This window comes from Pseudomonas karstica (assembly GCF_009707515.1).
In the GTDB taxonomy this organism is placed as follows: domain Bacteria; phylum Pseudomonadota; class Gammaproteobacteria; order Pseudomonadales; family Pseudomonadaceae; genus Aquipseudomonas; species Aquipseudomonas karstica.
Window position 1 is genome coordinate 80940 of record NZ_WLYI01000014.1, and the last position, 21363, is coordinate 102302.

A 21363-nucleotide genomic window follows, 5' to 3' on the forward strand; every position below is an offset into this window, starting at 1 on the left:
CTTAAATTCGCTCGATCAGCCGCGCGCGATCAGCGCTGCGTCAGCTTCGACCTTCTCGGCCGCTTTCTGGCGAATCAGCCTTTCCAGCTCATCCACCAGATTATCATTCGTCAATTTCTGCGACGGCTTGCCGTCGATGTAAATCAGGTTGGGCGTGCCACCGGTCAGGCCCACATGCGCCTCTTTGGCCTCACCCGGCCCATTGACCACACAACCGATCACCGCGACATCCAGCGGCACCAGCAGGTCTTCAAGGCGTACTTCCAGTTCGTTCATGGTTTTCACCACGTCGAAATTCTGCCGCGAGCAACTCGGGCAGGCAATGAAATTGATGCCACGGGAGCGCAAATGCAGGGATTTGAGAATGTCGTAGCCGACTTTCACTTCCTCTACCGGGTCTGCCGCCAGGGAGATACGAATAGTATCGCCAATCCCTTCGGCCAGCAGCATACCGAGACCCACCGCAGATTTCACTGTGCCTGAACGCAAACCACCGGCTTCGGTGATGCCCAAGTGCAACGGCTGGACAATCTCCTTGGCCAGCAAGCGGTAGGCTTCTACCGCCATAAAGACGTCGGAGGCCTTTACGCTGACCTTGAAGTCCTGGAAGTTCAAGCGTTCGAGGTGCTCAACATGACGCAGCGCGGACTCGACCAGTGCGGCCGGGGTCGGCTCGCCGTATTTCTTTTGCAGGTCTTTTTCCAGGGAACCGGCATTGACGCCAATACGAATCGGGATCCCGCGGTCACGGGCGGCATCCACCACAGCGCGCACCCGGTCTTCGCGACCGATGTTGCCCGGGTTGATCCGCAGGCAATCGACGCCCAATTCGGCCACGCGCAGGGCAATCTTGTAGTCGAAGTGGATATCGGCGACCAAAGGTACCTTGACCAGTTGCTTGATGCGGCCGAAAGCCTCGGCAGCGTCCATGTCTGGAACGGAAACCCGCACGATATCGACACCGGCAGCTTCCAGGCGGTTGATCTGGGCGACGGTCGCCGCGACGTCATTGGTGTCGCTGTTGGTCATGCTCTGTACCGCGATGGGGGCATCGCCACCCACCGGCACCGAGCCGACCCAAATTTTGCGCGATACGCGACGTTTGATTGGAGATTCGCCGTGCATGACTATTGTCCCAACTTCAAGCGAGCAGTCTCGCCACTGGTGAACGGCGCCACGTCCACAGGCTGGCCGTTGTAGGCCACTTGCGCGCCACGGGCAAAGCCCAGACGCAGCGTCAAAGGAGCCTTGCCGCCCTGATCAAGAGTATCTCCCTTACGCTTCAGGCCGCTAAACAGTACCTTGCCATTGCCATCGGTGACTTGCGTCCAGCAGTCAGCGACATAGGTAATCTGTACTCGCCCATCGCCTGCCACCAACGCAGGCGCTGTAGGCGCTGTAACCGGCGGCGCAACAGGTGCGACCGGAGCAGGAGCAGGCGCCGTTGGAGTGGCGGGTACAACCGGGGCTGGTACAGCAGCGGTAACAGCCGGGTCGGCGCTGGTTTCGGCAGCCGGCTCTCCAGCCTGCAGTTCCAGATTGGCCTGACCTTCAGGCGCCGTCTGCCCCTGAACCACTGCCTGGTCTTCCGGCTCGTCCAGAGGGTGAATCTGGGTGGTGCCGTCGGCGCTTTCGACTTCGACGTGCTCCATCGCGTTGCTGGCTAGGTCCTTGGAACGCAAGGTCGTCTGGTCCTGCCACCAGATAAAACCACCACCGATCACGGCTATCAGCAACAACAGGCTGACAATTCGTAAAATCGTGTGGGAAACCCGTACCGGCTCTTCAATATGGCCCAGGCCATGGACATTGCTACCCTGGGAATCGGTACCGGTGAATTGGTCGAACTTCTGAACCAGCTCGGTCTGGTCAATGCCCAGCAACTTGGCGTAGGCACGAATATAACCCCGGGCAAACGTATGCCCTGGCAGTTTGCCGAACTCGCCAGCCTCCAGGTTGCTCAATGAACTCACGGTCAGATTGAGCTTGAGGGCCACTTCTGCCAGCGACCAGCCATTGCTTTCACGAGCCTGACGCAAAGTCTCGCCTGGGTTTACGCGATTAGCTGCTTCAACTTCCGGGTGCGCCGCTTTCATTATTGCTCCGACAGGTATTGCTGATATTCCGGCGTACCGGGATAGAGTCGTTCTAATTGCTGGCCAAAACGTGCGGCCTTGTCGCGTTCTTCATGAACCGTCGCCAAGCGCACACCGAGTAATAGACTACGTGCATTTTGCCCGCTGAGCAGGCTAAAACGCTCGTAATAGTCACGTGCCGGCACATAATGCCTATCTTCGAAGGACAACTCAGCCATTTCGAGTAGAGCCCGTGGCTGGCGTTGGTTCAGGTGCAAGGCTTTTTCCAACTGTTGACGTGCGCTGACGCGCTGGCCCAGAAGCAGTGAGGTCACCCCAAGGTTCTCGAAAACCCGCGAACGCTCAGGGTAAAGGGCATCGGCTGCCGCTTGCTGGAAATAACGGGATGCCTGGTCATAACGTTTCTGCTCGAACAGGAAGCTGCCGTAATTATTCAGCAGCCGAGGGTCGGCAGGACGAGAGGCCAGGGCCTTGTTGAAGTAATTATCGGCCAGTTCGGGCTCAGCCTGAGCCTGGAATACCATAGCCAATGCAGCATTGGCATCGGCATCGCTGTCATCCAGTTCAAGGGCCTTCTTCAATGGCACCTTCGCCTGCTCGCTCATCCCCTGGCGCAAATAGCCCAAGCCCAACTGAACGTAAGCGGCACGCGCCTCGTCACGACCCTTGCTGGTTTGCAAAGGGCTCTCATGGCCCGATGAAACACAACCAGTCACAAGACTGGCAACCAGCAACAGCAGCGCAAGGCGCAAGGGCATAGAGTTCCTCTCTCAGGTTCGAGTCACGGCGTTTTGCGGCATATCGCTGTCGGCGCTCAATTCACGCACGGCGATATAACGTTCGCTGCGACGGGTGCGATCCAGCACCTGTCCTACCAATTGGCCACAAGCAGCATCGATGTCTTCACCACGGGTGGTGCGAACGGTGACATTGAAACCTGCTTGGTGCAGTTGATCCTGGAAACGGCGAATGGCGTTGTTGCTCGGCCGCTCGTAGCCAGAATGGGGAAACGGGTTAAACGGAATCAGGTTGATCTTGCACGGGATGTTCTTGAGCAACTCGATCATCTCGACCGCGTGCTCGACCTTGTCGTTGATGTCCTTGAGCAAGGTGTACTCGATGGTCAGCACGCGCTTTTCGCCCAGGGACGACATGTAGCGCTGGCAAGACTCGAGCAGCATCTTAAGCGGATATTTTTTGTTGATCGGCACCAATTGGTTACGCAATGCGTCATTAGGTGCGTGCAGGGACAACGCCAGGGAGACGTCGATGTGCTTGGACAGCTCATCGATCATCGGCACCACGCCGGAGGTCGACAGGGTCACACGGCGCTTGGAGATGCCGTAGCCCAGGTCGTCCATCATCAGGTGCATGGCGGCAACGACGTTGTCGAAGTTCAGCAGCGGCTCACCCATGCCCATCATCACCACGTTGGTGATGGCACGGTCGACGGTTGCCGGGACGCTGCCAAAGGATTTGTTGGCAATCCACACCTGGCCGATGACTTCGGCGGCGGTGAGGTTGCTATTGAAGCCTTGCTTGCCGGTGGAGCAGAAGCTGCAGTCCAGGGCACAGCCTGCCTGGGACGAAACGCACAACGTGCCGCGTTTGCCCTGGGGAATGTAGACCGTCTCGACGCAACTGCCGGACGCCACGCGCACCACCCATTTACGGGTACCGTCGGTAGAGATGTCCTCACTGACGACTTCAGGGCCGCGAACTTCGGCAATGGCCTTGAGTTTGTCGCGCAGGACCTTGCTGACATTCGTCATGGCGTCGAAATCATCGACGCCAAAGTGGTGAATCCACTTCATTACCTGACCGGCACGGAAACGCTTCTCCCCGATTGAGTCGAAGAATTTTTCCATTTCCTGTTGAGTCAGACCCAGCAGGTTGGTTTTTACAGTCGATGTAGTCATGGATTCACCTTCGCTCTTTAAGCCAATGCTTAGCGAGCGGTTACTTCAGTAGCAGCGAAAAAGTAAGCGATTTCGCGAGCAGCAGCGGCTTCGGAATCCGAACCGTGAACAGCGTTGGCGTCGATGGATTCAGCGAAGTCAGCACGGATGGTGCCGGCAGCAGCTTCTTTAGGGTTGGTAGCACCCATCAGCTCACGGTTCAGAGCGATAGCGTTTTCGCCTTCCAGGACCTGAACAACAACAGGACCGGAGATCATGAAGGCAACCAGGTCGCCGAAGAAACCACGAGCGCTGTGCTCAGCGTAGAAGCCTTCAGCTTCGGCTTTGGACAGTTGCTTGAGTTTCGAAGCTACAACCTTCAGGCCGGCTTTTTCGAAACGAGTGGTGATCTCGCCGATGACGTTTTTTGCAACAGCGTCAGGCTTGATGATAGAGAAAGTACGTTGAACAGCCATGGTGTAACTCCAGAAGCGGTAATTTACGAAAAATTAAACCCGCGAATTATACGCGGGTTCTTGGGTATTGCCTAACCTGCGGGGATGATCAGTCGATTTCTTCGATCCAGAGAGCCTGGACCGCTTCCAATACCTTCTCGCCGCAACGGCCGCTGGTATTGTCGAAATCAGGCAGCTCCATGATCCATCGCTGCAGGTCGACGAAATTGACAGACATCGGATCCACATCCGGCTTGGCCTCGGCCAATTCCTCCGCAATGCGTTGTACATCATTCCAGCCATAACTCATGACAGTCCTACCAGTCAGTGCGGTGCTTCGGCCGCATGGTTGAGCGAATATTTCGGAATTTCGACGGTAAGGTCTTCCAGACCCACTTTCGCCTGACAGCTCAGGCGCGATGTCGGCTCCAGCCCCCATGCCCTATCAAGATAGTCCTCTTCCAGCTCATCAGCCTCTTCAAGGCTATTGAAACCTTCACGAATGATGCAGTGACAGGTGGTACAGGCGTTGACCCCACCACAGGCACTTTCGATCTCGATGTGGTGGTCATGTGCGACTTCGAGAAGGGACTTGCCGGTCTCAGCCTCCACGACCATACCGTCCGGACAATGCTCGGCGTGTGGCAGAAAAATGACCTGCGGCATCAGTTATTCCTCAATTTCATTCAGGTTGCGTCCCGCCAGGGCGGCTTTTACCGTCTGGTCCATACGGCGGGCGGCAAAGGCATCGGTTACTTGCGAAAGGCGCTTGGTCTGTTGTTCGATGGCATAACCATCGGTGCCTTTCATCAACTCGGCCAATTCCTGCATCTGCAGGTCGATGACCATACGCTCTTCGGCATCCAGCAGGCGCTCGCCGTCGGCATCAAGCGCACCCTGCACCGCTTCGAGCAGGCGCTGGGCGTCGACTTGTTGCTCACGCAGTACGCGGGCGACCTTGTCATCACCGGCATACTGGAACGAATCCTTGAGCATCCTGGCGATTTCGCCGTCGGTCAGGCCATAGGAAGGCTTGACCTGGATGCTGGCTTCAACGCCCGAACCCAGCTCACGAGCAGCCACGCTGAGCAGGCCGTCGGCGTCGACCTGGAAGGTCACGCGAATCTTCGCCGCACCGGCGACCATGGCCGGAATACCGCGCAGCTCAAAACGCGCCAGGGAGCGGCAATCGCTGATCAGCTCGCGCTCACCTTGCAGTACGTGGATCATCATGGCCGACTGGCCATCTTTGTAGGTCGTGAAGTCCTGGGCGCGGGCAACGGGGATGGTGGTGTTGCGCGGAATCACCTTCTCCATCAGCCCGCCCATGGTTTCCAGCCCCAGGGACAACGGAATCACGTCGAGCAGAAGCAATTCGCCACCATCACGCTTATTGCCTGCGAGCGTATCGGCCTGGATCGCAGCCCCAATGGCCACCACTTGATCCGGGTCGATTTCGGTCAATGGCTGGCGACCAAAGGCTTCGGCAACGGCTTCGCGAACACGGGGAACGCGGGTCGAACCACCGACCATGACCACCGCACCGACATCTTCCAGCTCGATACCGGAGTCACGAACGGCGCGGCGGCAGGCTTTCAGGCTGCGGGCAACCATCGGCTCGATCAACGAATCGAAGGCTTCGCGCGTCAGCTGGGCCGACCAAGTGCCGTAGGAGACTTCAACGGATGCAGCGTCACTCAGCGCCTCTTTAGCGGCACAGGCGGTTTGCAGCAGGTTGCGCTGTGCGCCTGGGTCCAGGTCAGCAGACAAACCGGCGCTGGTGATGATCCAGCCCGCGATGGCGTGGTCGAAGTCATCACCGCCCAGGGCACTGTCGCCGCCGGTAGCCAATACCTCAAAGACACCGCCAGTCAGGCGCAGGATCGAAATATCAAAAGTGCCGCCGCCCAGGTCATAGATGGCGACCAAGCCTTCAGCGTGCTGGTCCAGGCCATAAGCCACAGCCGCTGCAGTCGGCTCATTGAGCAGGCGCAGCACATTAAGGCCGGCGAGTTTCGCCGCGTCCTTGGTGGCTTGGCGCTGAGCATCGTCGAAATAAGCCGGAACGGTGATCACCGCACCCACCAGTTCGCCGCCCAAGGTCGTCTCTGCACGCTGGCGCAGGACCTTGAGGATATCCGCCGACACCTCCACCGGGCTTTTGGGCCCCTGGACAGTGTCGATGAACGGCATATGGGATTCGCCACCGATAAAGCGGTACGGCAGTTGTTCGCCCAATTGCTTGACGTCGGACAACCCACGACCCATCAAGCGCTTGACCGACAACACCGTATTCAGCGGATCGGTAGACGCCGCGAGCTTCGCTGACTCGCCCACTTCGGTGCGATCGGCGTGATAGCGCACGGCGGACGGCAGGATGACTTGGCCATCTGCGTCAGGCAGCGGCTCGGAGAGGCCGCTGCGCAACGCAGCAACCAGTGAATTGGTGGTACCCAAGTCAATACCAACCGCCAGGCGACGCTGGTGCGGTTGAGGACTTTGGCCGGGTTCGGCGATCTGCAGTAGGGCCATGGTAATCAGGTCTTATCTGTCTATCAGGCGTGCAACATGGGCAGCACTGGGTTAATCGTCGAGGCGCTCTTCTAGCTGGCGCACTTCGTAGGTGAGCTTGTCGAGGAACTGCATGCGCCGCATCAGGCGTTCGGCCTGCTCGCGTTGCGCTGCATCATCCCAACAGGCTGCGAAGCTTTCGTTGAGTTCATCCTGGGCCACTTTCAGACGGTGCTTGAAGACTGCGACACCAGCCAGATCGGCTGCGTCTTGCAGATCTTCGAGCTCTTCGCGCCACTGCATCTGCTGCAACAGGAAATCAGGGTCATGCACCGTGACCTCAAGCGGCAACTCGCGACCACCCATGGCGAGCAGGTAACGCGCGCGCTTGGGAGGGTTTTTGAGCGTCTGATAAGCCTCATTGAGGCTGGCTGATTGCTCCAACGCCAAGCGCTGCTCGCGTTCGGAAGCGTCAGCAAAGCGGTCCGGATGCACCCCACGCGCCAATTCACGGTAGCGCGTGGCAAGCTGCTCAAGGTCCAGCCGGAAACTCGGCTGCAGCTCGAATAAAGCGAAATGACAAGGAGTACCCACAATCAGCCTCAGATATTGAAGCTTTCGCCGCAGCCACATTCACCGCGCACGTTAGGGTTGTTGAACTTGAAACCTTCGTTCAACCCTTCCTTGACGAAATCGAGTTCGGTACCGTCCAGGTAAGACAGGCTTTTCGGGTCGATGATCACTTTCTCACCATGACTTTCGAACACCTGATCTTCCGCAACCACCTCGTCGACAAACTCCAGCACATAGGCAAGGCCGGAGCAGCCTGTAGTGCGAACACCCAGACGAATCCCCTCACCTTTGCCGCGCCCATCCAGGGAGCGTCGCACGTGCCGCGCAGCCGCTTCTGTCATGCTGATAGCCATCGTTGACTCCTTACTCGTCGCCAAATGCTTAGATCAAGCCTTTCTTCTGCTTGTAGTCGCGAACGGCCGCCTTGATGGCGTCTTCCGCGAGTACCGAGCAGTGGATTTTCACTGGCGGCAGAGCCAATTCTTCGGCCAACTGAGTGTTCTTGATGGTCTCCGCTTCATCCAGAGTCTTGCCTTTCATCCACTCGGTCGCCAGGGAGCTGGAGGCGATAGCCGAACCGCAGCCGTAGGTCTTGAACTTGGCGTCTTCGATGATGCCCTGCTCGTTGACCTTGATCTGCAGGCGCATGACATCGCCGCACGCCGGAGCGCCGACCATGCCGGTGCCGACATCAGGGTCTTCCGCGTTCATCTTGCCGACGTTGCGCGGGTTTTCGTAATGGTCGATGACCTTTTCGCTGTAAGCCATGGTACTGAATCCTCACTCATCAGGGCCGCTCTGAACCCTGTAGAAACGTCTGCGTTTACGCCACGTTCCTACAAAGCCTGGTGGTGGCGGCTTCTTTGTTTAGTGTGCCGCCCACTCGATCTTGGAAATATCGATACCGTCTTTGAACATGTCCCATAGCGGCGACAAGGTGCGCAACTTGGTAACGGCCTCGCAGACTTTCTGCGCGGCGTAGTCAACTTCTTCTTCGGTAGTGAAACGGCCGAACGTAAAGCGGATCGAGCTGTGTGCCAGTTCGTCGTTGCGACCCAAGGCGCGCAACACGTAGGACGGCTCAAGGGAGGCCGAAGTACAGGCCGAGCCGGACGAAACCGCCAGGTCCTTGAGTGCCATGATCAGCGACTCGCCTTCGACGTAGTTGAAGCTCAAATTCAGGTTGTGCGGTACACGGGCAGTCATGCTGCCATTGATGTACAGCTCTTCAAGGTTCTCGACCTGCTTGTAGAAGCGATCGCTCAGGGCCTTGATGCGCACGTTTTCGGCAGCCATGTCTTCCTTGGCTACACGAAAGGCTTCGCCCATGCCGACGATCTGGTGGGTCGCCAGGGTGCCGGAACGCATGCCGCGCTCGTGACCACCGCCGTGCATGGTGGCTTCGATCCGTACACGAGGCTTGCGGCTCACGTAGAGGGCACCGATACCTTTAGGACCGTAGGTCTTGTGGGCAGAGAACGACATCAGGTCGACTTTAAGCTTCGACAGATCGATATCAACTTTACCGGTGGACTGAGCAGCATCGACGTGCAGCAGAACGCCTTTGGAGCGGGTCAGCTCGCCAATGGCTGCGATATCGTTGACGGTGCCGATTTCGTTGTTCACGTGGATGACGGAAACCAGGATGGTGTCTTCACGCATCGCGGCTTCGATCATCGCAGGGGTCACAATGCCATCAGTCGTCGGCTCAAGGTAGGTGATCTCAAACCCTTCACGCTCCAGTTGGCGCATGGTGTCAAGGACAGCCTTGTGCTCGATCTTGGTGGTGATCAGGTGCTTGCCCTTGGTCGCGTAGAAATGCGCCGCGCCCTTGATTGCCAGGTTGTCGGACTCGGTGGCACCGGAGGTCCAGACGATTTCACGCGGATCGGCGTTGACCAGGTCGGCGACCTGGCGACGAGCGTTTTCCACGGACTCTTCAGCTTTCCAGCCGAAGACGTGGGAACGGGACGCCGGGTTGCCGAAGTTTCCGTCAACCAGAAGGCATTCGCTCATCTTTTGCGCGACACGCGGATCAACCGGGGTGGTCGCTGAATAATCAAGGTAAATCGGCAACTTCATGGACTTTCTCCTAAATCAGGCTGGCTGGCGTACCGTTAGCTCTTCGGCTGTCACTCGACGGCGGACGCTTCAATCTTGTCCAGACGCGGCGCCTTTGTGCTATTGCAACGGCGCTGGTCCTGACGCTGGGCTACTTCTTGTACCTCACGGCGAGTCACAAGGTCAGCCAAGCTGATACCACTCAAAAATTCATGGATCTGCAGGCTCAGATCACACCACAGGTGATGGGTCAGGCAGGTGTCGCCGCCATGACAGTCACCCTGGCCCTGGCATTTGGTGGCGTCGACGGACTCATTGACCGCGTCAATCACCTGGGCTACTTGGATACCCTGCATATCGCGGGACAGTTGATAGCCACCCCCTGGGCCACGAACACTGGAAACCAGGTTGCTGCGACGTAATTTGGCGAACAACTGCTCGAGGTACGACAAGGAAATACCTTGGCGCTCGGAAATATCAGCCAGGGACACCGGCCCATTTTGCGCGTGCAGGGCCAAGTCAAGCATGGCGGTCACCGCGTATCGGCCTTTTGTAGTCAGTCTCATGGACAAGTACCAAGGTGTTTCAGAATGGGGACAAGTATGCGATTCCCGAGTATTTAAGTCAACTATAAGACCTAGTACTTTAGTCAGGAATACCCATAAAAAGGGCGCGCGAATCATAGCAGGAAGGGGTGGGGTCGAACAGCGCAACCGAGCTTGCATCGATCAACCGCAGGAGCGAGCTTGCTCGCGAAGATCATCAACGATAACGCCGCGCACCTGGTTTAACGCGGCGCTCCCAGGCTCTTCGCGAGCAAGCTCGCGCCTACAGAGGTGGATCAGCCCGTCTTTGTGGCGGTTTCGTCCTTGATCTCGGCGAAGTCTTCGTCGCGCAACTCCGGCAGGTCCTTGGCGCAGTAGCTGCTCCCCAGGTCCTTCAGCGCGCCGCACATGCCATCAAGCTTGCCGTCCACCGCCTGCAGGTGATCGAGCAACTGACCAATGGCGCGCGCCACCGGATCAGGCATGTCTTCACTGACACCATAAGCGTCGAAGCCGATTTTCTCGGCCATGGCCTTGCGCTTGGCTTCCTGCTCACCAGTAGCATCCGGCTTGACGATGATCCGCCCCGGAATACCAACGACAGTCGCGCCAGGCGGCACAGCCTTGGTGACCACGGCATTGGAACCAACCTTGGCACCCGCACCCACCGTAAACGGGCCAAGCACCTTGGCGCCCGCCCCCACCACCACACCATTTTCCAGTGTCGGGTGGCGCTTACCCTTGTTCCAGGTGGTGCCGCCCAAGGTCACACCCTGGTACAAGGTCACGTCGTCACCAATCTCGGCGGTTTCACCGATAACAATGCCCATGCCATGGTCGATAAAGAATCGACGCCCCACCTTGGCCCCCGGGTGAATCTCGATCCCGGTCAACCAACGACCAAAGTTCGATACCAATCGCGCCAGCCATTTCCAACCCATGCCCCACAGGGCACCGGACAGGCGATGGATCCAGATCGCATGCATGCCCGGGTAGCAGGTCAGCACCTCAAAGGCGTTGCGCGCCGCCGGATCACGATGAAACACGCTCTGGATATCTTCTCGCAAACGCTCGAACATTTTTAATCCTTCCGCTTAAGAAGCTCGCCACGGGCCGCTTTCTGGGTTTCCGTGAGGATGCCACGCAATATATTCATTTCTGCCCGGCTGACCGAGCTGCGTCCGTATAACCGGCGCAGGCGCGCCATCAAGTGCCGTGGTTTTTCCGGATCGAGAAACTCAATGGCTACCAGGGTTTGCTCCAGGTGCTCATAGAATCGCTCCAGCTCGTCCATGGTGGCCAACTCGCCACTTTTGCTCGACGCAACCTCATCCTTTTCTACCTTGCTCGGCTGACCCTCTGCCGCCAGCCAGGCCATGCGCACTTCGTAGCTCAACACCTGCACCGCCGCCCCGAGGTTCAGCGAGCTGAATTCGGGGTCTGAGGGGATATGCACGTGATAATGACATCGCTGCAGCTCGTCATTGGTCAGTCCAGAGTCTTCACGGCCGAATACCAAGGCAATTTCAGCACCACCAGCAGCCTCCTCGACCACCTTGGTGCCGCACTCACGGGGATCAAGCAGCGGCCAGGGGATACGCCGGTCGCGAGCACTGGTACCGAGCACCAGATTGCAGCCCACGAGAGCATCCTCCAGAGTGGCAACGACTTGCGCACTGGCAAGAAGGTCATTGGCGCCGGAAGCACGAGCATCGGCCTCATGGTGCGGAAACAGGCGCGGTTCGACCAGCACCAGGCGCGTCAGCCCCATGTTTTTCATGGCCCGCGCCACCCCGCCGATATTGCCGGGATGACTGGTATTGACGAGGACGACACGAATGTTTTGCAGCAAGGGAGGCGCTCTCGGACAAGGGAAAGGGGAGCAAATCTTACAGAACAGCCTAAGGTTATGCCATGAAAGCGAACGTCGTCCTTCACCTGAAGAAAGTTTCTGCTAGAATGCCCGGCTTTCTTTAACAACCTTAGGTGACACATCCATGCAGCCCATGCTGAATATCGCGCTGCGCGCCGCCCGCAGCGCCAGTGAATTGATCTTCCGCTCCATCGAGCGCCTGGATACCATCAAGGTCGACGAAAAAGACGCCAAGGATTATGTATCCGAGGTGGATCGCGCTGCCGAACAGAAAATCATCGACGCACTGCGCAAGGCCTACCCTACCCACGGCATCCTCGGCGAAGAAACCGGCCTGCACAAAGGTAGCGGCGAAGGCGAAGACTACCTGTGGATCATCGACCCACTGGACGGTACCACCAACTTCCTGCGTGGCATCCCGCACTTTGCCGTGAGCATTGCCTGCAAATACCGCGGCCGCCTGGAACATGCTGTTGTGCTGGATCCGGTTCGCCAGGAAGAATTCACCGCCAGCCGTGGCCGTGGCGCCCAGCTGAATGGTCGCCGCCTGCGTGTCAGCGGTCGTACCAGCCTGGACGGCGCCCTGCTGGGTACCGGCTTCCCCTTCCGCGACGACCAGATGGACAACCTGGAAAACTACCTGGGCATGTTCCGCGCCCTGGTAGGCCAGACCGCCGGCATCCGTCGCGCGGGCGCAGCAAGCCTGGACCTGGCTTACGTTGCCGCCGGTCGTTTTGATGCGTTCTGGGAATCGGGCCTGTCTGAATGGGACATGGCGGCAGGCGCGCTGCTGATTCAAGAAGCGGGCGGCCTGGTGAGCGACTTCACCGGCGGTCATGACTTCCTGGAAAAAGGCCACGTGGTTGCTGGCAACACCAAATGCTTCAAGGCAGTACTGACGGCGATCCAGCCGCACCTGCCGGCCTCGCTGAAGCGCTAAGCGAGCGAGCACAAAAAAAGCACCTTTAGGGGTGCTTTTTTATGCCTGGGATTTGTGATCGCTCCCATACGAAGTGGGAACGATCAACCGCAGTTACTGCTGGTTCTGGCTCAGGACAAGACGCCCTTCCTTATCGACCGGAATCTCGCCGCCTGGATCTCGATCCATACGCACCGAGCCTTCCTTGCCGTCCAGGGTGTAACGCACGTCATACCCGACAACCTTGTCACTGATGTCATTCACAGTGTTACAACGGGTCTGGGTCGTGGTGTAGGTATCCCGGTTCTGCATGCCTTCCTGAACCTTGTTACCAGCATAACCACCACCGACCGCACCCGCCACGGTAGCCAATTTCTTACCATTACCGCCACCGATCTGGTTACCCAGCAGACCACCCGCCAGGGCACCCACCACCGTACCGGCAATTTGATGCTGATCTTGCACCGCACGCTGCCGGGTCACAGTGACATCCTTGCAGACCTCACGAGGGGTTTTGATCTGGGTTTTCACCGGCTGTACCGCCAGCACTTGCGCATACTCAGGGCCGCTATTTACCAGGCTGTAGGTGGCAACAGCACCCCCGGCAGTCACACCGACAGCACCCAATACCGCACCAACCAGCAACGACTTGTTCACATGAACCTCCTGACCATCACAAGCGGACCGAAACGTCCGCGCTATACCCAGCCTTGGAGCAAAAAAAAAGGCGCGAGTTCAATATTCGCGCCTTCTTTGTAACAAACAGATCAACAAGCGCCCATCAAGGACGGTCGTCGACCTCCTTGTCCGTCACGGCCGGGGGGATCAAATCCTCACTGCTGAGGTTCAGCCAGATCAGCACCACGTTAGCGATGTAGATCGACGAGTAGGTACCCGCCAGCACGCCGATAAACAGCGCCAGGGAGAAGCCCCACAGGTTGTCGCCACCGAACACCATCAGCGCGGCAATCGCCAGCAAGGTGGAGATCGATGTCGCCATGGTTCGCAGCAAGGTCTGGGTGGTGGAGATGTTGATATTCTCGATCAACGTCGCCTTGCGCAGCACCCGAAAGTTCTCACGAACCCGGTCGAATACCACAATGGTGTCGTTGAGGGAGTAACCAATAATTGCCAGCACCGCCGCCAATACCGTCAGGTCGAAGGTAATCTGGAAATAGGCCAGGATACCCACGGTTACGATCACGTCGTGGATCAGCGAGACAATGGCGCCTACCCCGAACTTCCACTGAAAGCGGAAAGCCAGGTAGATCATGATGCCAACCAGCGCCATCAGCATGCCGAGGCCGCCCTGGTCACGCAGTTCTTCACCGACTTGCGGGCCGACGAACTCGACGCGCTTGACCGACGCCGGGTTGTCGCCGCCGACCTTCTGCAAGGCCTCGGCTACCTGATGCCCCAGTTGCGGGTCTTCGCCCGGCATGCGCACCAGCAGGTCGGTGGTCGCACCAAAGCTCTGCACGATGGCGTCGTTATAGCCAGCCTTGCTCAGCTCGTTGCGCACCTGGGTAACATCGGCCGGCTTCTCGTAGGTCAGCTCGATGAGCGTACCGCCGGTGAAGTCCAGACCATAGTTCAACCCCTTATGAAACCAACTGAACAACGCCAGAACGGTAAGGAGCACAGTGACGCCGAACGCTACGTTGCGAACGCCCATGAAGTTGATTGTACGTAACATGGCAGCCCCTTAAATCCACAACTTCTTGAAGTCACGCCCGCCAAAGATCAGGTTGACCATTGCGCGGGTCACCATGATGGCCGTGAACATCGAGGTAAAGATACCGAGGGACATGGTCACCGCAAAACCTTTGACCGGGCCGGTGCCCATGGCAAAGAGAATCCCGCCGACCAGCAATGTGGTCAGGTTGGAGTCGAGAATCGCAGTAAATGCCCGGCCGAAGCCTTCATTGATAGCCCGTTGCACGCTCATGCCCCCCGCAATTTCTTCACGAATACGCGAGAAGATCAGCACGTTGGCATCCACCGCCATCCCCATGGTGAGCACGATACCGGCGATACCTGGCAGGGTCAGTGTAGCGCCCAGCAGCGACATCAGCGCCAGCAGCAGCACCATGTTCACCCCCAGCGCAACCGTGGCGATCACGCCGAAGAAGCGATAGATGGCGATGATGAACAGCGACACGAACAGCATGCCCCACAAGGAAGCATCGATACCCTTGGTGATGTTGTCGGCACCCAGGCTCGGGCCAATGGTGCGCTCTTCAGCAAAGTACATTGGCGCCGCCAGGCCACCAGCACGCAGCAACAGCGCCAGCTCGGACGATTCGCCCTGGCCGTTCAGGCCGGTGATGCGAAATTGAGCACCCAGCGGCGACTGGATAGTCGCCAGGCTGATGATCTTTTTCTCTTCCTTGAAGGTCTGTACCGGCACGTCTTTCTCGACACCGTTGACCATTTGCTTGGTGTAAGTCGTGACCGGGCGCTGCTCGATGAAGATCACCGCCATGCTGCGACCGACATTGTTGCGGGTTGCACGGCTCATCAGCTCGCCACCATGACCATCCAGGCGGATGTTCACTTCAGGCGTGCCTTGCTCGCCGAAACCGGCCTTGGCATCGGTCACCTGATCACCGGTGATGATCAGGCCACGCTCGATCTGGGCTGTAGGACGGTTACCTTCGCGAAACTCGAAGGTTTCGGAAGTGGCTTTCGAAGCGCCAGGCTCTGCAGCCAGACGAAACTCGAGGTTGGCTGTTTTACCCAGGATCCGCTTGGCTTCAGCGGTGTCCTGCACACCTGGCAGCTCAACCACGATGCGGTTGGCACCCTGGCGCTGAACCAGCGGCTCGGCCACGCCCAGCTCGTTGACGCGATTACGTACCGTGGTCAAGTTCTGCTTGATGGAGTATTCGCGGATTTCCGCCAGCTTGGCCGGGGTCATCGCCAGACGCAGAACCGCCTGACCATTGAGGTCGGCCGGCACAATGTCGAAATCGGTGAAATTCTTGCGGATCAGCGCACGGGCCTGTTCACGAAGCGCTTCGTCAGCAAAACCCAACTGGATGGCGCCGTTGAGCTGCGGCAGGCTGCGATAACGCAGACGCTCTTTACGCAGCAGGCTCTTCACATCGCCTTCGTAGACTTTCAGGCGTGCGTCGAGGGCCTTGTCCATGTCCACTTCCAGCAGGAAGTGCACACCACCGGACAAATCCAGGCCCAGCTTCATCGGGTGCGCGCCAATATTGCGCAACCAGGCTGGGGTGGTTTGTGCCAGGTTCAGCGCGACGACGTAGTCATCACCCATGACCTTGCGCACAACATCCTTGGCCGGCAATTGGTCTTCTTGCTTGGTCAGGCGCAACAAGCCGCCTTTCGCATCAGCAGCCAATGTTGCCGCTTTAACCTGGATACCCGCGTCGGTGAGCGCTTTGCTCGTGCGGTCCAGGTCAGCCTGAGTGACCTGCAACGCCGTACTGGCACCACTGATCTGGATCGCCGGATCATCAGGATAGAGATTGGGAGCGGAATAAATAAAACCGATCGCCAGCACCGCCAGGATCAGTACGTATTTCCACAGAGGGTATTTGTTCAGCATCACGCCGCCCGCTTATAACGCGGGGCGCCTTGCGCGCCCCGTCGATTGGTAAAAGTTGGTACTTAGATCGCCTTGAGCGTGCCTTTTGGCAGCGTGGCGGCGATGGCGCCTTTCTGGAACTTCATTTCTACGGTGTCAGAGACTTCCAGTACCACGAAAGCGTCGGAAACCTTGGTGATCTTGCCCGCGATACCGCCGGTGGTCACCACTTCGTCACCTTTCTGCAAGCTGCCCAGCAGGTTCTTCTGCTCTTTGGCGCGCTTGGCCTGTGGACGCCAGATCATCAGGTAGAAGATGACCAGGAAGCCGACAAGGAAAATCCACTCAAAACCACCACCCATAGGGCCGGCAGCGGCCGGTGCAGCGGCATCAGCCATGGCATTAGAGATAAAAAAGCTCATTTAGCACTCCAGTTGCGAATAGTGAATCTTAGGGTCGGAAAACTCAGTCCAAGGGCGGCACAGGGAGCCCGCGCTTGGCATAGAAGGCATCGACGAAGGCGGCCAATGTACCCTGTTGAATAGCCTCGCGCAAACCAGCCATCAGGACTTGGTAGTGACGCAAATTGTGGATGGTATTCAACATGCTACCCAGCATTTCCCCGCATTTGTCCAGATGGTGCAGATAAGCACGGGAGAAGTTCTGGCAGGTGTAGCAATCACAGGTGGGATCCAGCGGCGAATCATCATGGCGATGGAACGCGTTACGGATCTTCAACACGCCGGTATCGATGAACAGATGCCCATTGCGGGCATTACGGGTTGGCATCACGCAATCGAACATGTCCACACCGCGGCGCACACCCTCTACGAGATCTTCCGGTTTGCCAACGCCCATAAGGTAACGAGGTTTGTCAGCCGGCATCAGGCCCGGCAGGTAATCCAGCACCTTGATCATTTCGTGCTTGGGCTCGCCCACCGACAAACCACCAATGGCCAGGCCGTCAAAACCGATCTTGTCGAGGCCTTCCAGGGAGCGTTTACGCAAGTTTTCGTGCATGCCGCCCTGAACAATTCCGAACAACGCGGCGGTGTTGTCGCCATGGGCATTCTTCGAGCGTTGGGCCCAGCGCAACGATAGCTCCATCGACACCCGCGCCACCTCTTCATCGGCCGGGTACGGCGTGCACTCGTCGAAAATCATCACGACGTCGGAGCCCAGGTCGCGCTGGACCTGCATCGACTCTTCCGGCCCCATGAACACCTTGGAACCGTCCACCGGCGAGGCGAAGGTCACGCCCTCCTCCTTGATCTTGCGCATGGCGCCAAGGCTGAACACCTGGAAACCACCGGAATCGGTGAGGATCGGGCCTTGCCACTTCATGAAGTCATGCAGGTCGCCGTGCTTTTTGATCACCTCAGTGCCCGGGCGCAGCCACAGGTGGAAGGTGTTGCCCAGGATCATCTCGGCGCCGGTGGCAACGATATCCCGGGGCAGCATGCCTTTGACCGTGCCGTAAGTACCGACCGGCATGAACGCCGGGGTTTCGACGGTACCACGCGGGAAGGTCAGGCGACCGCGACGGGCCTTGCCGTCGGTGGCCAGCAGTTCAAACGACATACGACTCATACTTGTTCCTCTGGGCCCGATTCTTTAGGGGCAGTCGGCGCCGGATTGCGGGTGATAAACATCGCATCACCGTAGCTGAAAAAACGGTATCCGTTATCGATGGCGGCTTGGTATGCGGCCATGGTTTCCGGGTAACCGGCAAATGCCGACACCAGCATCAACAGCGTGGATTCCGGCAAATGGAAATTGGTCACCAGGGCATCGACCACATGAAACGGCCGACCTGGGAAAATAAAGATATCGGTGTCGCCACTGAACGGCTTGAGTACGCCATTGCGGGCCGCGCTTTCCAGCGAACGCACGCTGGTGGTACCGACCGCCACCACTCGCCCACCGCGCGCCTTGCACGCGTTGACCGCATCGACAACCTCCTGGCTGACTTCCAGCCATTCGCTGTGCATATGATGGTCTTCGATGTTATCCACACGCACCGGCTGAAACGTCCCGGCCCCCACGTGCAGGGTCACATAGGCAGACTCGACACCCTTGGCAGCAATCGCATCCAGCAGCGGCTGATCAAAATGCAGCCCCGCCGTCGGCGCGGCTACGGCACCGAGGCGCTCGGAGTAAACCGTCTGATAGCGCTCGCGGTCCGAGTCTTCGTCCGGGCGGTCTATATAAGGAGGCAACGGCATATGGCCGACGCGCTCCAGCAGCGGCAACACTTCCTCGGCGAACTTGAGTTCGAACAACGCGTCATGGCGCGCAACCATCTCGGCTTCGCCACCACCGTCGATAAGGATGCTCGAACCCGGTTTCGGCGACTTGCTGGAGCGCACATGGGCCAGCACGCGATGACTGTCCAGCACCCGCTCCACCAGGATTTCCAGCTTGCCGCCGGAAGCCTTCTGGCCAAACAGCCGCGCCGGAATCACCCGGGTATTGTTGAAAACCATCAAATCGCCTGGGCGCAAATGCTCAAGCAAATCAGTGAATTGACGGTGTGCAAGGGCACCGCTGACCCCATCCAGGGTCAACAGTCGACTGGCGCGACGCTCGGCCAAAGGGTGGCGAGCGATCAGCGAATCCGGGAGTTCAAAAGTAAAGTCAGCAACGCGCATGATGGGGTTCGTCTAGCAGGGGCGGGAAGTCTAGCGGAAATAGTGAAAATAGACCATGAAACGTGATTGACCAACGGTAATCTCATCTCTATACTTCGCCGCCATTGAGCCCTGATGGCGGAATTGGTAGACGCGGCGGATTCAAAATCCGTTTTCGAAAGGAGTGGGAGTTCGAGTCTCCCTCGGGGCACCATCTTAAAGAAAGACCTTGAAATTCAAGGTCTTTTTTTTCGCCTGTAGAAAAGTGCTTATTGGCGGGCGCGTACCGAAAGCAGAGGAACCTGGACCATGGAATTGACGCTGGAAGCTGTTGCGCTTTTTGCTCTCAAGCTAGTGTATGAGACCGAAGGCGCGAGCCCGATTCTGCGGGATGACCTGGTCATGGATGGGTATGAGCGGGAGGTGTTTGGGTTGTTAGTGCGCCAGGGGGATTTGGCTGGGATTCAACTGAAGCTCGATGAGTGCCTGGCGTTGGCGCTCAAATCCTTGGGCAGCGCCAATACCGTGATGGGGCGCGAGCTGCAACGACTTACGGTGGACGTGTGCCAAGCGTCGACACTGGAGGAACTCAATGCCCCGCTCGACGCACTCAAGGACTACCTGAAAGCTATCCTGTAGCGCGCAACCTACCTCCGCCCTTCCACCGCCATCCGCACCGCCAGCCCCATCAACACCGACCCCATCAACCAGCGCTGCACCACCTGCCAACCGGGCCGGGTGACGAAAAACACCGCGATGGAGCCAGCCATGAGAGCAATCATCGAATTAACGCTCACGCTGATTAAAATCTGCGTAAAGCCCAGCACCAGGGATTGCGTCAGCACACTGCCGTGGCCGTTAAGGTCGATGAACTGGGGCAGCAACGACAAATACATCACCGCTACCTTGGGATTCAGCAGGCTGGTCAAAAAACCCATCATGAGCAGCTTGCGCGGACTGTCCTTGGGCAGGTCCCGGACCTGGAAGGGTGAACGGCCACCCGGCTTGAGCGCCTGCCAGGCCAGATAAACCAGATACAACGCGCCACCGAGTCGCAGCGCGTCGTATGCAAAAGGAACCGCCATCACTAACGCAGTGATACCCAATGCCGCGCATAGCATGTAAACGACAAAACCCAACGCAACACCGCCCAGGGAGATCAAACCGGCCGTACGTCCCTGGCAAATCGAGCGCGAAATGAGGTAAATCATGTTCGGACCAGGCGTCAGCACCATACCGAGTGAGATCAGGCCATAGGCAAGCAAACTGGACATATCGGGCATTGTTTAGCTCCTGGTTTTTTGTTGTGTCGGCGTGAAACCCTTGGCCAATGTTGTAGTGTTCGCCGCCATGGTAGGGTGTTGAAAAGGCGGGTGTTAGATACAGATTCGCGAGCAAAACGTCATACACAAGCGCGGGCGTTGACCGCCCCCTCACCCAAGGACAGGTACATGATCGACTTCAACAACAAAGGCTTCTTCAAGCTCAAACAAAACAACGAATACGCCGAACGTGTTGCTTCCCTGTTGCTGGATGACGAGCATGTAGTGGACGCCTACAAAGCCATGCGCGACGGTGTGGTCTTCACCACCAAGCGCATCATCGCGGTGAACGTGCAAGGGATTACCGGCAGCAAGAAGGACTTCACCTCGCTGCCGTATAAAAATATCGTGGCGTATTCGGTGGAAACGTCCGGGACGTTTGATCTGGATTCGGAGTTGGAAATTTATTTTTCGTCGCTGGGGAAGGTAAAGTTTGAGTTCACAGGGAAGACGTCGATTGTCGAGATCTCACGGCTCATTTCCAAACACCTGCTCACCTGACCCCACAATACTCGACACTACAGCCACAGAACTCATGCCCGTGATGGGCGAAAATGGTGAAACCATGGCCAGGTCGCCCCTGGTAAAAATTGACTTGAGCCACGTAAGCGCTCCCAACCAACTCCATGCCATCTTGAGCGCCGCACTCGGTTTCCCCGATTGGTACGGCCAAAACTGGGATGCGTTCTGGGATGCCATCACCAGTCTGGTGGAGATGCCGATCACACTGGAACTCGCAGGCTGGAGTGGTTTCTCGCAGCGTTTGCCCCGCGAAGCAACGCTCATGCAGCAGTGCCTCGCACAGATGACGGCCGAATACCCGGACCTGGCGCCTGAGGTTTATTACATCGATTAAAAACATGTGGGGTTAACTTAACTCCAATTACCCTACCCATTATTAGCCCCGCTAATTTCGCATTAGCTGAA

The 21363-nt window shown here is 57.9% G+C and carries 26 protein-coding genes and 1 tRNA gene; 5 read left to right on the forward strand and 22 right to left on the reverse strand.

Features of this window, described 5'->3' with window-relative positions:
• Nucleotides 1–15: 15 nt before the first annotated feature.
• The 15 genes from ispG to trmJ form a co-directional block, all read right to left on the reverse strand.
• On the reverse strand, nucleotides 16–1125 hold the full coding sequence (gene ispG / locus GIR22_RS12055; RefSeq protein WP_154743541.1) for a flavodoxin-dependent (E)-4-hydroxy-3-methylbut-2-enyl-diphosphate synthase: 1110 nt from the start codon (nucleotides 1123–1125) through the stop codon (nucleotides 16–18).
• A 2-nt stretch (nucleotides 1126–1127) separates the two neighbouring features.
• Nucleotides 1128–2096 carry a RodZ domain-containing protein gene (locus GIR22_RS12060; RefSeq protein ID WP_154743542.1) on the reverse strand — a complete coding sequence of 323 codons (969 nt, stop codon included), beginning with the start codon at nucleotides 2094–2096 and terminating at the stop codon, nucleotides 1128–1130.
• Nucleotides 2096–2854, reverse strand: coding sequence for a type IV pilus biogenesis/stability protein PilW (pilW, locus tag GIR22_RS12065; RefSeq protein ID WP_154743543.1), 759 nt, complete (start codon nucleotides 2852–2854; stop codon nucleotides 2096–2098). Before pilW ends, GIR22_RS12060 begins: the two co-directional genes overlap by 1 nt.
• Nucleotides 2855–2866: 12 nt before the next feature.
• Complete coding sequence (gene rlmN, locus GIR22_RS12070; RefSeq protein ID WP_154743544.1) at nucleotides 2867–4015, reverse strand: dual-specificity RNA methyltransferase RlmN; 1149 nt, start codon at nucleotides 4013–4015, stop codon at nucleotides 2867–2869.
• A 29-nt stretch (nucleotides 4016–4044) separates the two neighbouring features.
• A complete protein-coding gene (ndk, locus tag GIR22_RS12075; protein ID WP_060754319.1) occupies nucleotides 4045–4470 on the reverse strand; it encodes a nucleoside-diphosphate kinase in 426 nt (141 codons plus the stop codon).
• An 88-nt stretch (nucleotides 4471–4558) separates the two neighbouring features.
• Nucleotides 4559–4759, reverse strand: a complete 201-nt coding sequence (gene iscX, locus GIR22_RS12080) for a Fe-S cluster assembly protein IscX (protein WP_154743545.1) — start codon at nucleotides 4757–4759, stop codon at nucleotides 4559–4561.
• Between the two features lie 14 nt (nucleotides 4760–4773).
• Nucleotides 4774–5115: an ISC system 2Fe-2S type ferredoxin gene (fdx, locus tag GIR22_RS12085; RefSeq protein WP_154743546.1), complete on the reverse strand. Its 342-nt coding sequence runs from the start codon at nucleotides 5113–5115 to the stop codon at nucleotides 4774–4776.
• 3 nt (nucleotides 5116–5118) lie between these two features.
• Entirely contained in the window at nucleotides 5119–6981 is a 1863-nt protein-coding gene (gene hscA, locus GIR22_RS12090; RefSeq protein ID WP_154743547.1) for a Fe-S protein assembly chaperone HscA, read from the reverse strand.
• A 51-nt stretch (nucleotides 6982–7032) separates the two neighbouring features.
• On the reverse strand, nucleotides 7033–7554 hold the full coding sequence (gene hscB / locus GIR22_RS12095; protein WP_178122219.1) for a co-chaperone HscB: 522 nt from the start codon (nucleotides 7552–7554) through the stop codon (nucleotides 7033–7035).
• A gap of 8 nt (nucleotides 7555–7562) precedes the next feature.
• The gene (gene iscA, locus GIR22_RS12100; RefSeq protein ID WP_028620147.1) at nucleotides 7563–7886 is read right to left on the reverse strand and encodes an iron-sulfur cluster assembly protein IscA; all 324 of its coding nucleotides are present in this window, start codon (nucleotides 7884–7886) and stop codon (nucleotides 7563–7565) included.
• Between the two features lie 28 nt (nucleotides 7887–7914).
• Nucleotides 7915–8301 (reverse strand): Fe-S cluster assembly scaffold IscU, encoded by a 387-nt coding sequence (iscU, locus tag GIR22_RS12105; protein WP_007929523.1) that lies wholly within the window; start codon nucleotides 8299–8301, stop codon nucleotides 7915–7917.
• Nucleotides 8302–8400: 99 nt separating this feature from the next.
• On the reverse strand, nucleotides 8401–9615 hold the full coding sequence (locus GIR22_RS12110; RefSeq protein WP_154743549.1) for an IscS subfamily cysteine desulfurase: 1215 nt from the start codon (nucleotides 9613–9615) through the stop codon (nucleotides 8401–8403).
• 50 nt (nucleotides 9616–9665) lie between these two features.
• Nucleotides 9666–10160, reverse strand: coding sequence for a Fe-S cluster assembly transcriptional regulator IscR (gene iscR / locus GIR22_RS12115; RefSeq protein WP_154743550.1), 495 nt, complete (start codon nucleotides 10158–10160; stop codon nucleotides 9666–9668).
• A gap of 275 nt (nucleotides 10161–10435) precedes the next feature.
• Nucleotides 10436–11218 (reverse strand): serine O-acetyltransferase, encoded by a 783-nt coding sequence (cysE, locus tag GIR22_RS12120; RefSeq protein ID WP_154743551.1) that lies wholly within the window; start codon nucleotides 11216–11218, stop codon nucleotides 10436–10438.
• A gap of 2 nt (nucleotides 11219–11220) precedes the next feature.
• Nucleotides 11221–11991: a tRNA (cytosine(32)/uridine(32)-2'-O)-methyltransferase TrmJ gene (gene trmJ / locus GIR22_RS12125; protein WP_154743552.1), complete on the reverse strand. Its 771-nt coding sequence runs from the start codon at nucleotides 11989–11991 to the stop codon at nucleotides 11221–11223.
• Nucleotides 11992–12136: 145 nt separating this feature from the next.
• Here trmJ and suhB point away from each other — a divergent pair, with 145 nt between their 5' ends.
• Complete coding sequence (gene suhB, locus GIR22_RS12130; protein WP_003175971.1) at nucleotides 12137–12952, forward strand: type III secretion system regulator SuhB; 816 nt, start codon at nucleotides 12137–12139, stop codon at nucleotides 12950–12952.
• A 93-nt stretch (nucleotides 12953–13045) separates the two neighbouring features.
• Here suhB and GIR22_RS12135 read toward each other — a convergent pair whose 3' ends face one another.
• The 6 genes from GIR22_RS12135 to queA all read right to left on the reverse strand — a co-directional run bounded on the left by GIR22_RS12135 (nucleotide 13046) and on the right by queA (nucleotide 19135).
• Nucleotides 13046–13588: a glycine zipper 2TM domain-containing protein gene (locus GIR22_RS12135; protein WP_178122220.1), complete on the reverse strand. Its 543-nt coding sequence runs from the start codon at nucleotides 13586–13588 to the stop codon at nucleotides 13046–13048.
• Nucleotides 13589–13712: 124 nt separating this feature from the next.
• Nucleotides 13713–14627 carry a protein translocase subunit SecF gene (gene secF, locus GIR22_RS12140; RefSeq protein ID WP_154743554.1) on the reverse strand — a complete coding sequence of 305 codons (915 nt, stop codon included), beginning with the start codon at nucleotides 14625–14627 and terminating at the stop codon, nucleotides 13713–13715.
• Between the two features lie 9 nt (nucleotides 14628–14636).
• Complete coding sequence (gene secD, locus GIR22_RS12145; protein WP_154743555.1) at nucleotides 14637–16505, reverse strand: protein translocase subunit SecD; 1869 nt, start codon at nucleotides 16503–16505, stop codon at nucleotides 14637–14639.
• A gap of 62 nt (nucleotides 16506–16567) precedes the next feature.
• A complete protein-coding gene (yajC, locus tag GIR22_RS12150; RefSeq protein ID WP_003175975.1) occupies nucleotides 16568–16906 on the reverse strand; it encodes a preprotein translocase subunit YajC in 339 nt (112 codons plus the stop codon).
• A 43-nt stretch (nucleotides 16907–16949) separates the two neighbouring features.
• The gene (gene tgt / locus GIR22_RS12155) at nucleotides 16950–18065 is read right to left on the reverse strand and encodes a tRNA guanosine(34) transglycosylase Tgt (protein ID WP_178122221.1); all 1116 of its coding nucleotides are present in this window, start codon (nucleotides 18063–18065) and stop codon (nucleotides 16950–16952) included.
• Nucleotides 18066–18070: 5 nt separating this feature from the next.
• Entirely contained in the window at nucleotides 18071–19135 is a 1065-nt protein-coding gene (queA, locus tag GIR22_RS12160; RefSeq protein WP_154743557.1) for a tRNA preQ1(34) S-adenosylmethionine ribosyltransferase-isomerase QueA, read from the reverse strand.
• A gap of 108 nt (nucleotides 19136–19243) precedes the next feature.
• Here queA and GIR22_RS12165 point away from each other — a divergent pair.
• Together GIR22_RS12165 and GIR22_RS12170 are read left to right on the forward strand one after the other, a co-directional pair.
• Nucleotides 19244–19328, forward strand: a tRNA-Leu gene (locus tag GIR22_RS12165).
• A gap of 95 nt (nucleotides 19329–19423) precedes the next feature.
• Nucleotides 19424–19753: a hypothetical protein gene (locus tag GIR22_RS12170; protein ID WP_154743558.1), complete on the forward strand. Its 330-nt coding sequence runs from the start codon at nucleotides 19424–19426 to the stop codon at nucleotides 19751–19753.
• 8 nt (nucleotides 19754–19761) lie between these two features.
• Here GIR22_RS12170 and GIR22_RS12175 read toward each other — a convergent pair whose 3' ends face one another.
• Nucleotides 19762–20397, reverse strand: a complete 636-nt coding sequence (locus tag GIR22_RS12175; RefSeq protein ID WP_154743559.1) for a LysE family translocator — start codon at nucleotides 20395–20397, stop codon at nucleotides 19762–19764.
• A 168-nt stretch (nucleotides 20398–20565) separates the two neighbouring features.
• On the opposite strand from GIR22_RS12175, the gene GIR22_RS12180 reads away from it, so the two are divergent.
• Nucleotides 20566–20937, forward strand: a complete 372-nt coding sequence (locus GIR22_RS12180; RefSeq protein WP_154743560.1) for a PH domain-containing protein — start codon at nucleotides 20566–20568, stop codon at nucleotides 20935–20937.
• Between the two features lie 64 nt (nucleotides 20938–21001).
• A complete protein-coding gene (locus GIR22_RS12185; RefSeq protein WP_154743561.1) occupies nucleotides 21002–21292 on the forward strand; it encodes a barstar family protein in 291 nt (96 codons plus the stop codon).
• Nucleotides 21293–21363 lie beyond the last annotated feature (71 nt).

Bases quoted from the DNA above. Each gene is read 5' to 3' on its own strand.
- rlmN (WP_154743544.1), bottom strand. From the start codon at position 4,015: ATGACTACATCGACTGTAAAAACCAACCTGCTGGGTCTGACTCAACAG.
- yajC (WP_003175975.1), bottom strand. From the start codon at position 16,906: ATGAGCTTTTTTATCTCTAATGCCATGGCTGATGCCGCTGCACCGGCC.
- GIR22_RS12060 (WP_154743542.1), bottom strand. From the start codon at position 2,096: ATGAAAGCGGCGCACCCGGAAGTTGAAGCAGCTAATCGCGTAAACCCA.
- queA (WP_154743557.1), bottom strand. From the start codon at position 19,135: ATGCGCGTTGCTGACTTTACTTTTGAACTCCCGGATTCGCTGATCGCT.
- suhB (WP_003175971.1), top strand. From the start codon at position 12,137: ATGCAGCCCATGCTGAATATCGCGCTGCGCGCCGCCCGCAGCGCCAGT.
- GIR22_RS12110 (WP_154743549.1), bottom strand. From the start codon at position 9,615: ATGAAGTTGCCGATTTACCTTGATTATTCAGCGACCACCCCGGTTGAT.
- secD (WP_154743555.1), bottom strand. From the start codon at position 16,505: ATGCTGAACAAATACCCTCTGTGGAAATACGTACTGATCCTGGCGGTG.
- GIR22_RS12175 (WP_154743559.1), bottom strand. From the start codon at position 20,397: ATGCCCGATATGTCCAGTTTGCTTGCCTATGGCCTGATCTCACTCGGT.
- GIR22_RS12180 (WP_154743560.1), top strand. From the start codon at position 20,566: ATGATCGACTTCAACAACAAAGGCTTCTTCAAGCTCAAACAAAACAAC.
- iscA (WP_028620147.1), bottom strand. From the start codon at position 7,886: ATGGCTATCAGCATGACAGAAGCGGCTGCGCGGCACGTGCGACGCTCC.
- ndk (WP_060754319.1), bottom strand. From the start codon at position 4,470: ATGGCTGTTCAACGTACTTTCTCTATCATCAAGCCTGACGCTGTTGCA.
- cysE (WP_154743551.1), bottom strand. From the start codon at position 11,218: ATGTTCGAGCGTTTGCGAGAAGATATCCAGAGCGTGTTTCATCGTGAT.
- pilW (WP_154743543.1), bottom strand. From the start codon at position 2,854: ATGCCCTTGCGCCTTGCGCTGCTGTTGCTGGTTGCCAGTCTTGTGACT.
- ispG (WP_154743541.1), bottom strand. From the start codon at position 1,125: ATGCACGGCGAATCTCCAATCAAACGTCGCGTATCGCGCAAAATTTGG.
- GIR22_RS12185 (WP_154743561.1), top strand. From the start codon at position 21,002: ATGGCCAGGTCGCCCCTGGTAAAAATTGACTTGAGCCACGTAAGCGCT.
- hscA (WP_154743547.1), bottom strand. From the start codon at position 6,981: ATGGCCCTACTGCAGATCGCCGAACCCGGCCAAAGTCCTCAACCGCAC.
- iscR (WP_154743550.1), bottom strand. From the start codon at position 10,160: ATGAGACTGACTACAAAAGGCCGATACGCGGTGACCGCCATGCTTGAC.
- iscX (WP_154743545.1), bottom strand. From the start codon at position 4,759: ATGAGTTATGGCTGGAATGATGTACAACGCATTGCGGAGGAATTGGCC.
- tgt (WP_178122221.1), bottom strand. From the start codon at position 18,065: ATGTCGTTTGAACTGCTGGCCACCGACGGCAAGGCCCGTCGCGGTCGC.
- fdx (WP_154743546.1), bottom strand. From the start codon at position 5,115: ATGCCGCAGGTCATTTTTCTGCCACACGCCGAGCATTGTCCGGACGGT.
- iscU (WP_007929523.1), bottom strand. From the start codon at position 8,301: ATGGCTTACAGCGAAAAGGTCATCGACCATTACGAAAACCCGCGCAAC.
- secF (WP_154743554.1), bottom strand. From the start codon at position 14,627: ATGTTACGTACAATCAACTTCATGGGCGTTCGCAACGTAGCGTTCGGC.
- GIR22_RS12170 (WP_154743558.1), top strand. From the start codon at position 19,424: ATGGAATTGACGCTGGAAGCTGTTGCGCTTTTTGCTCTCAAGCTAGTG.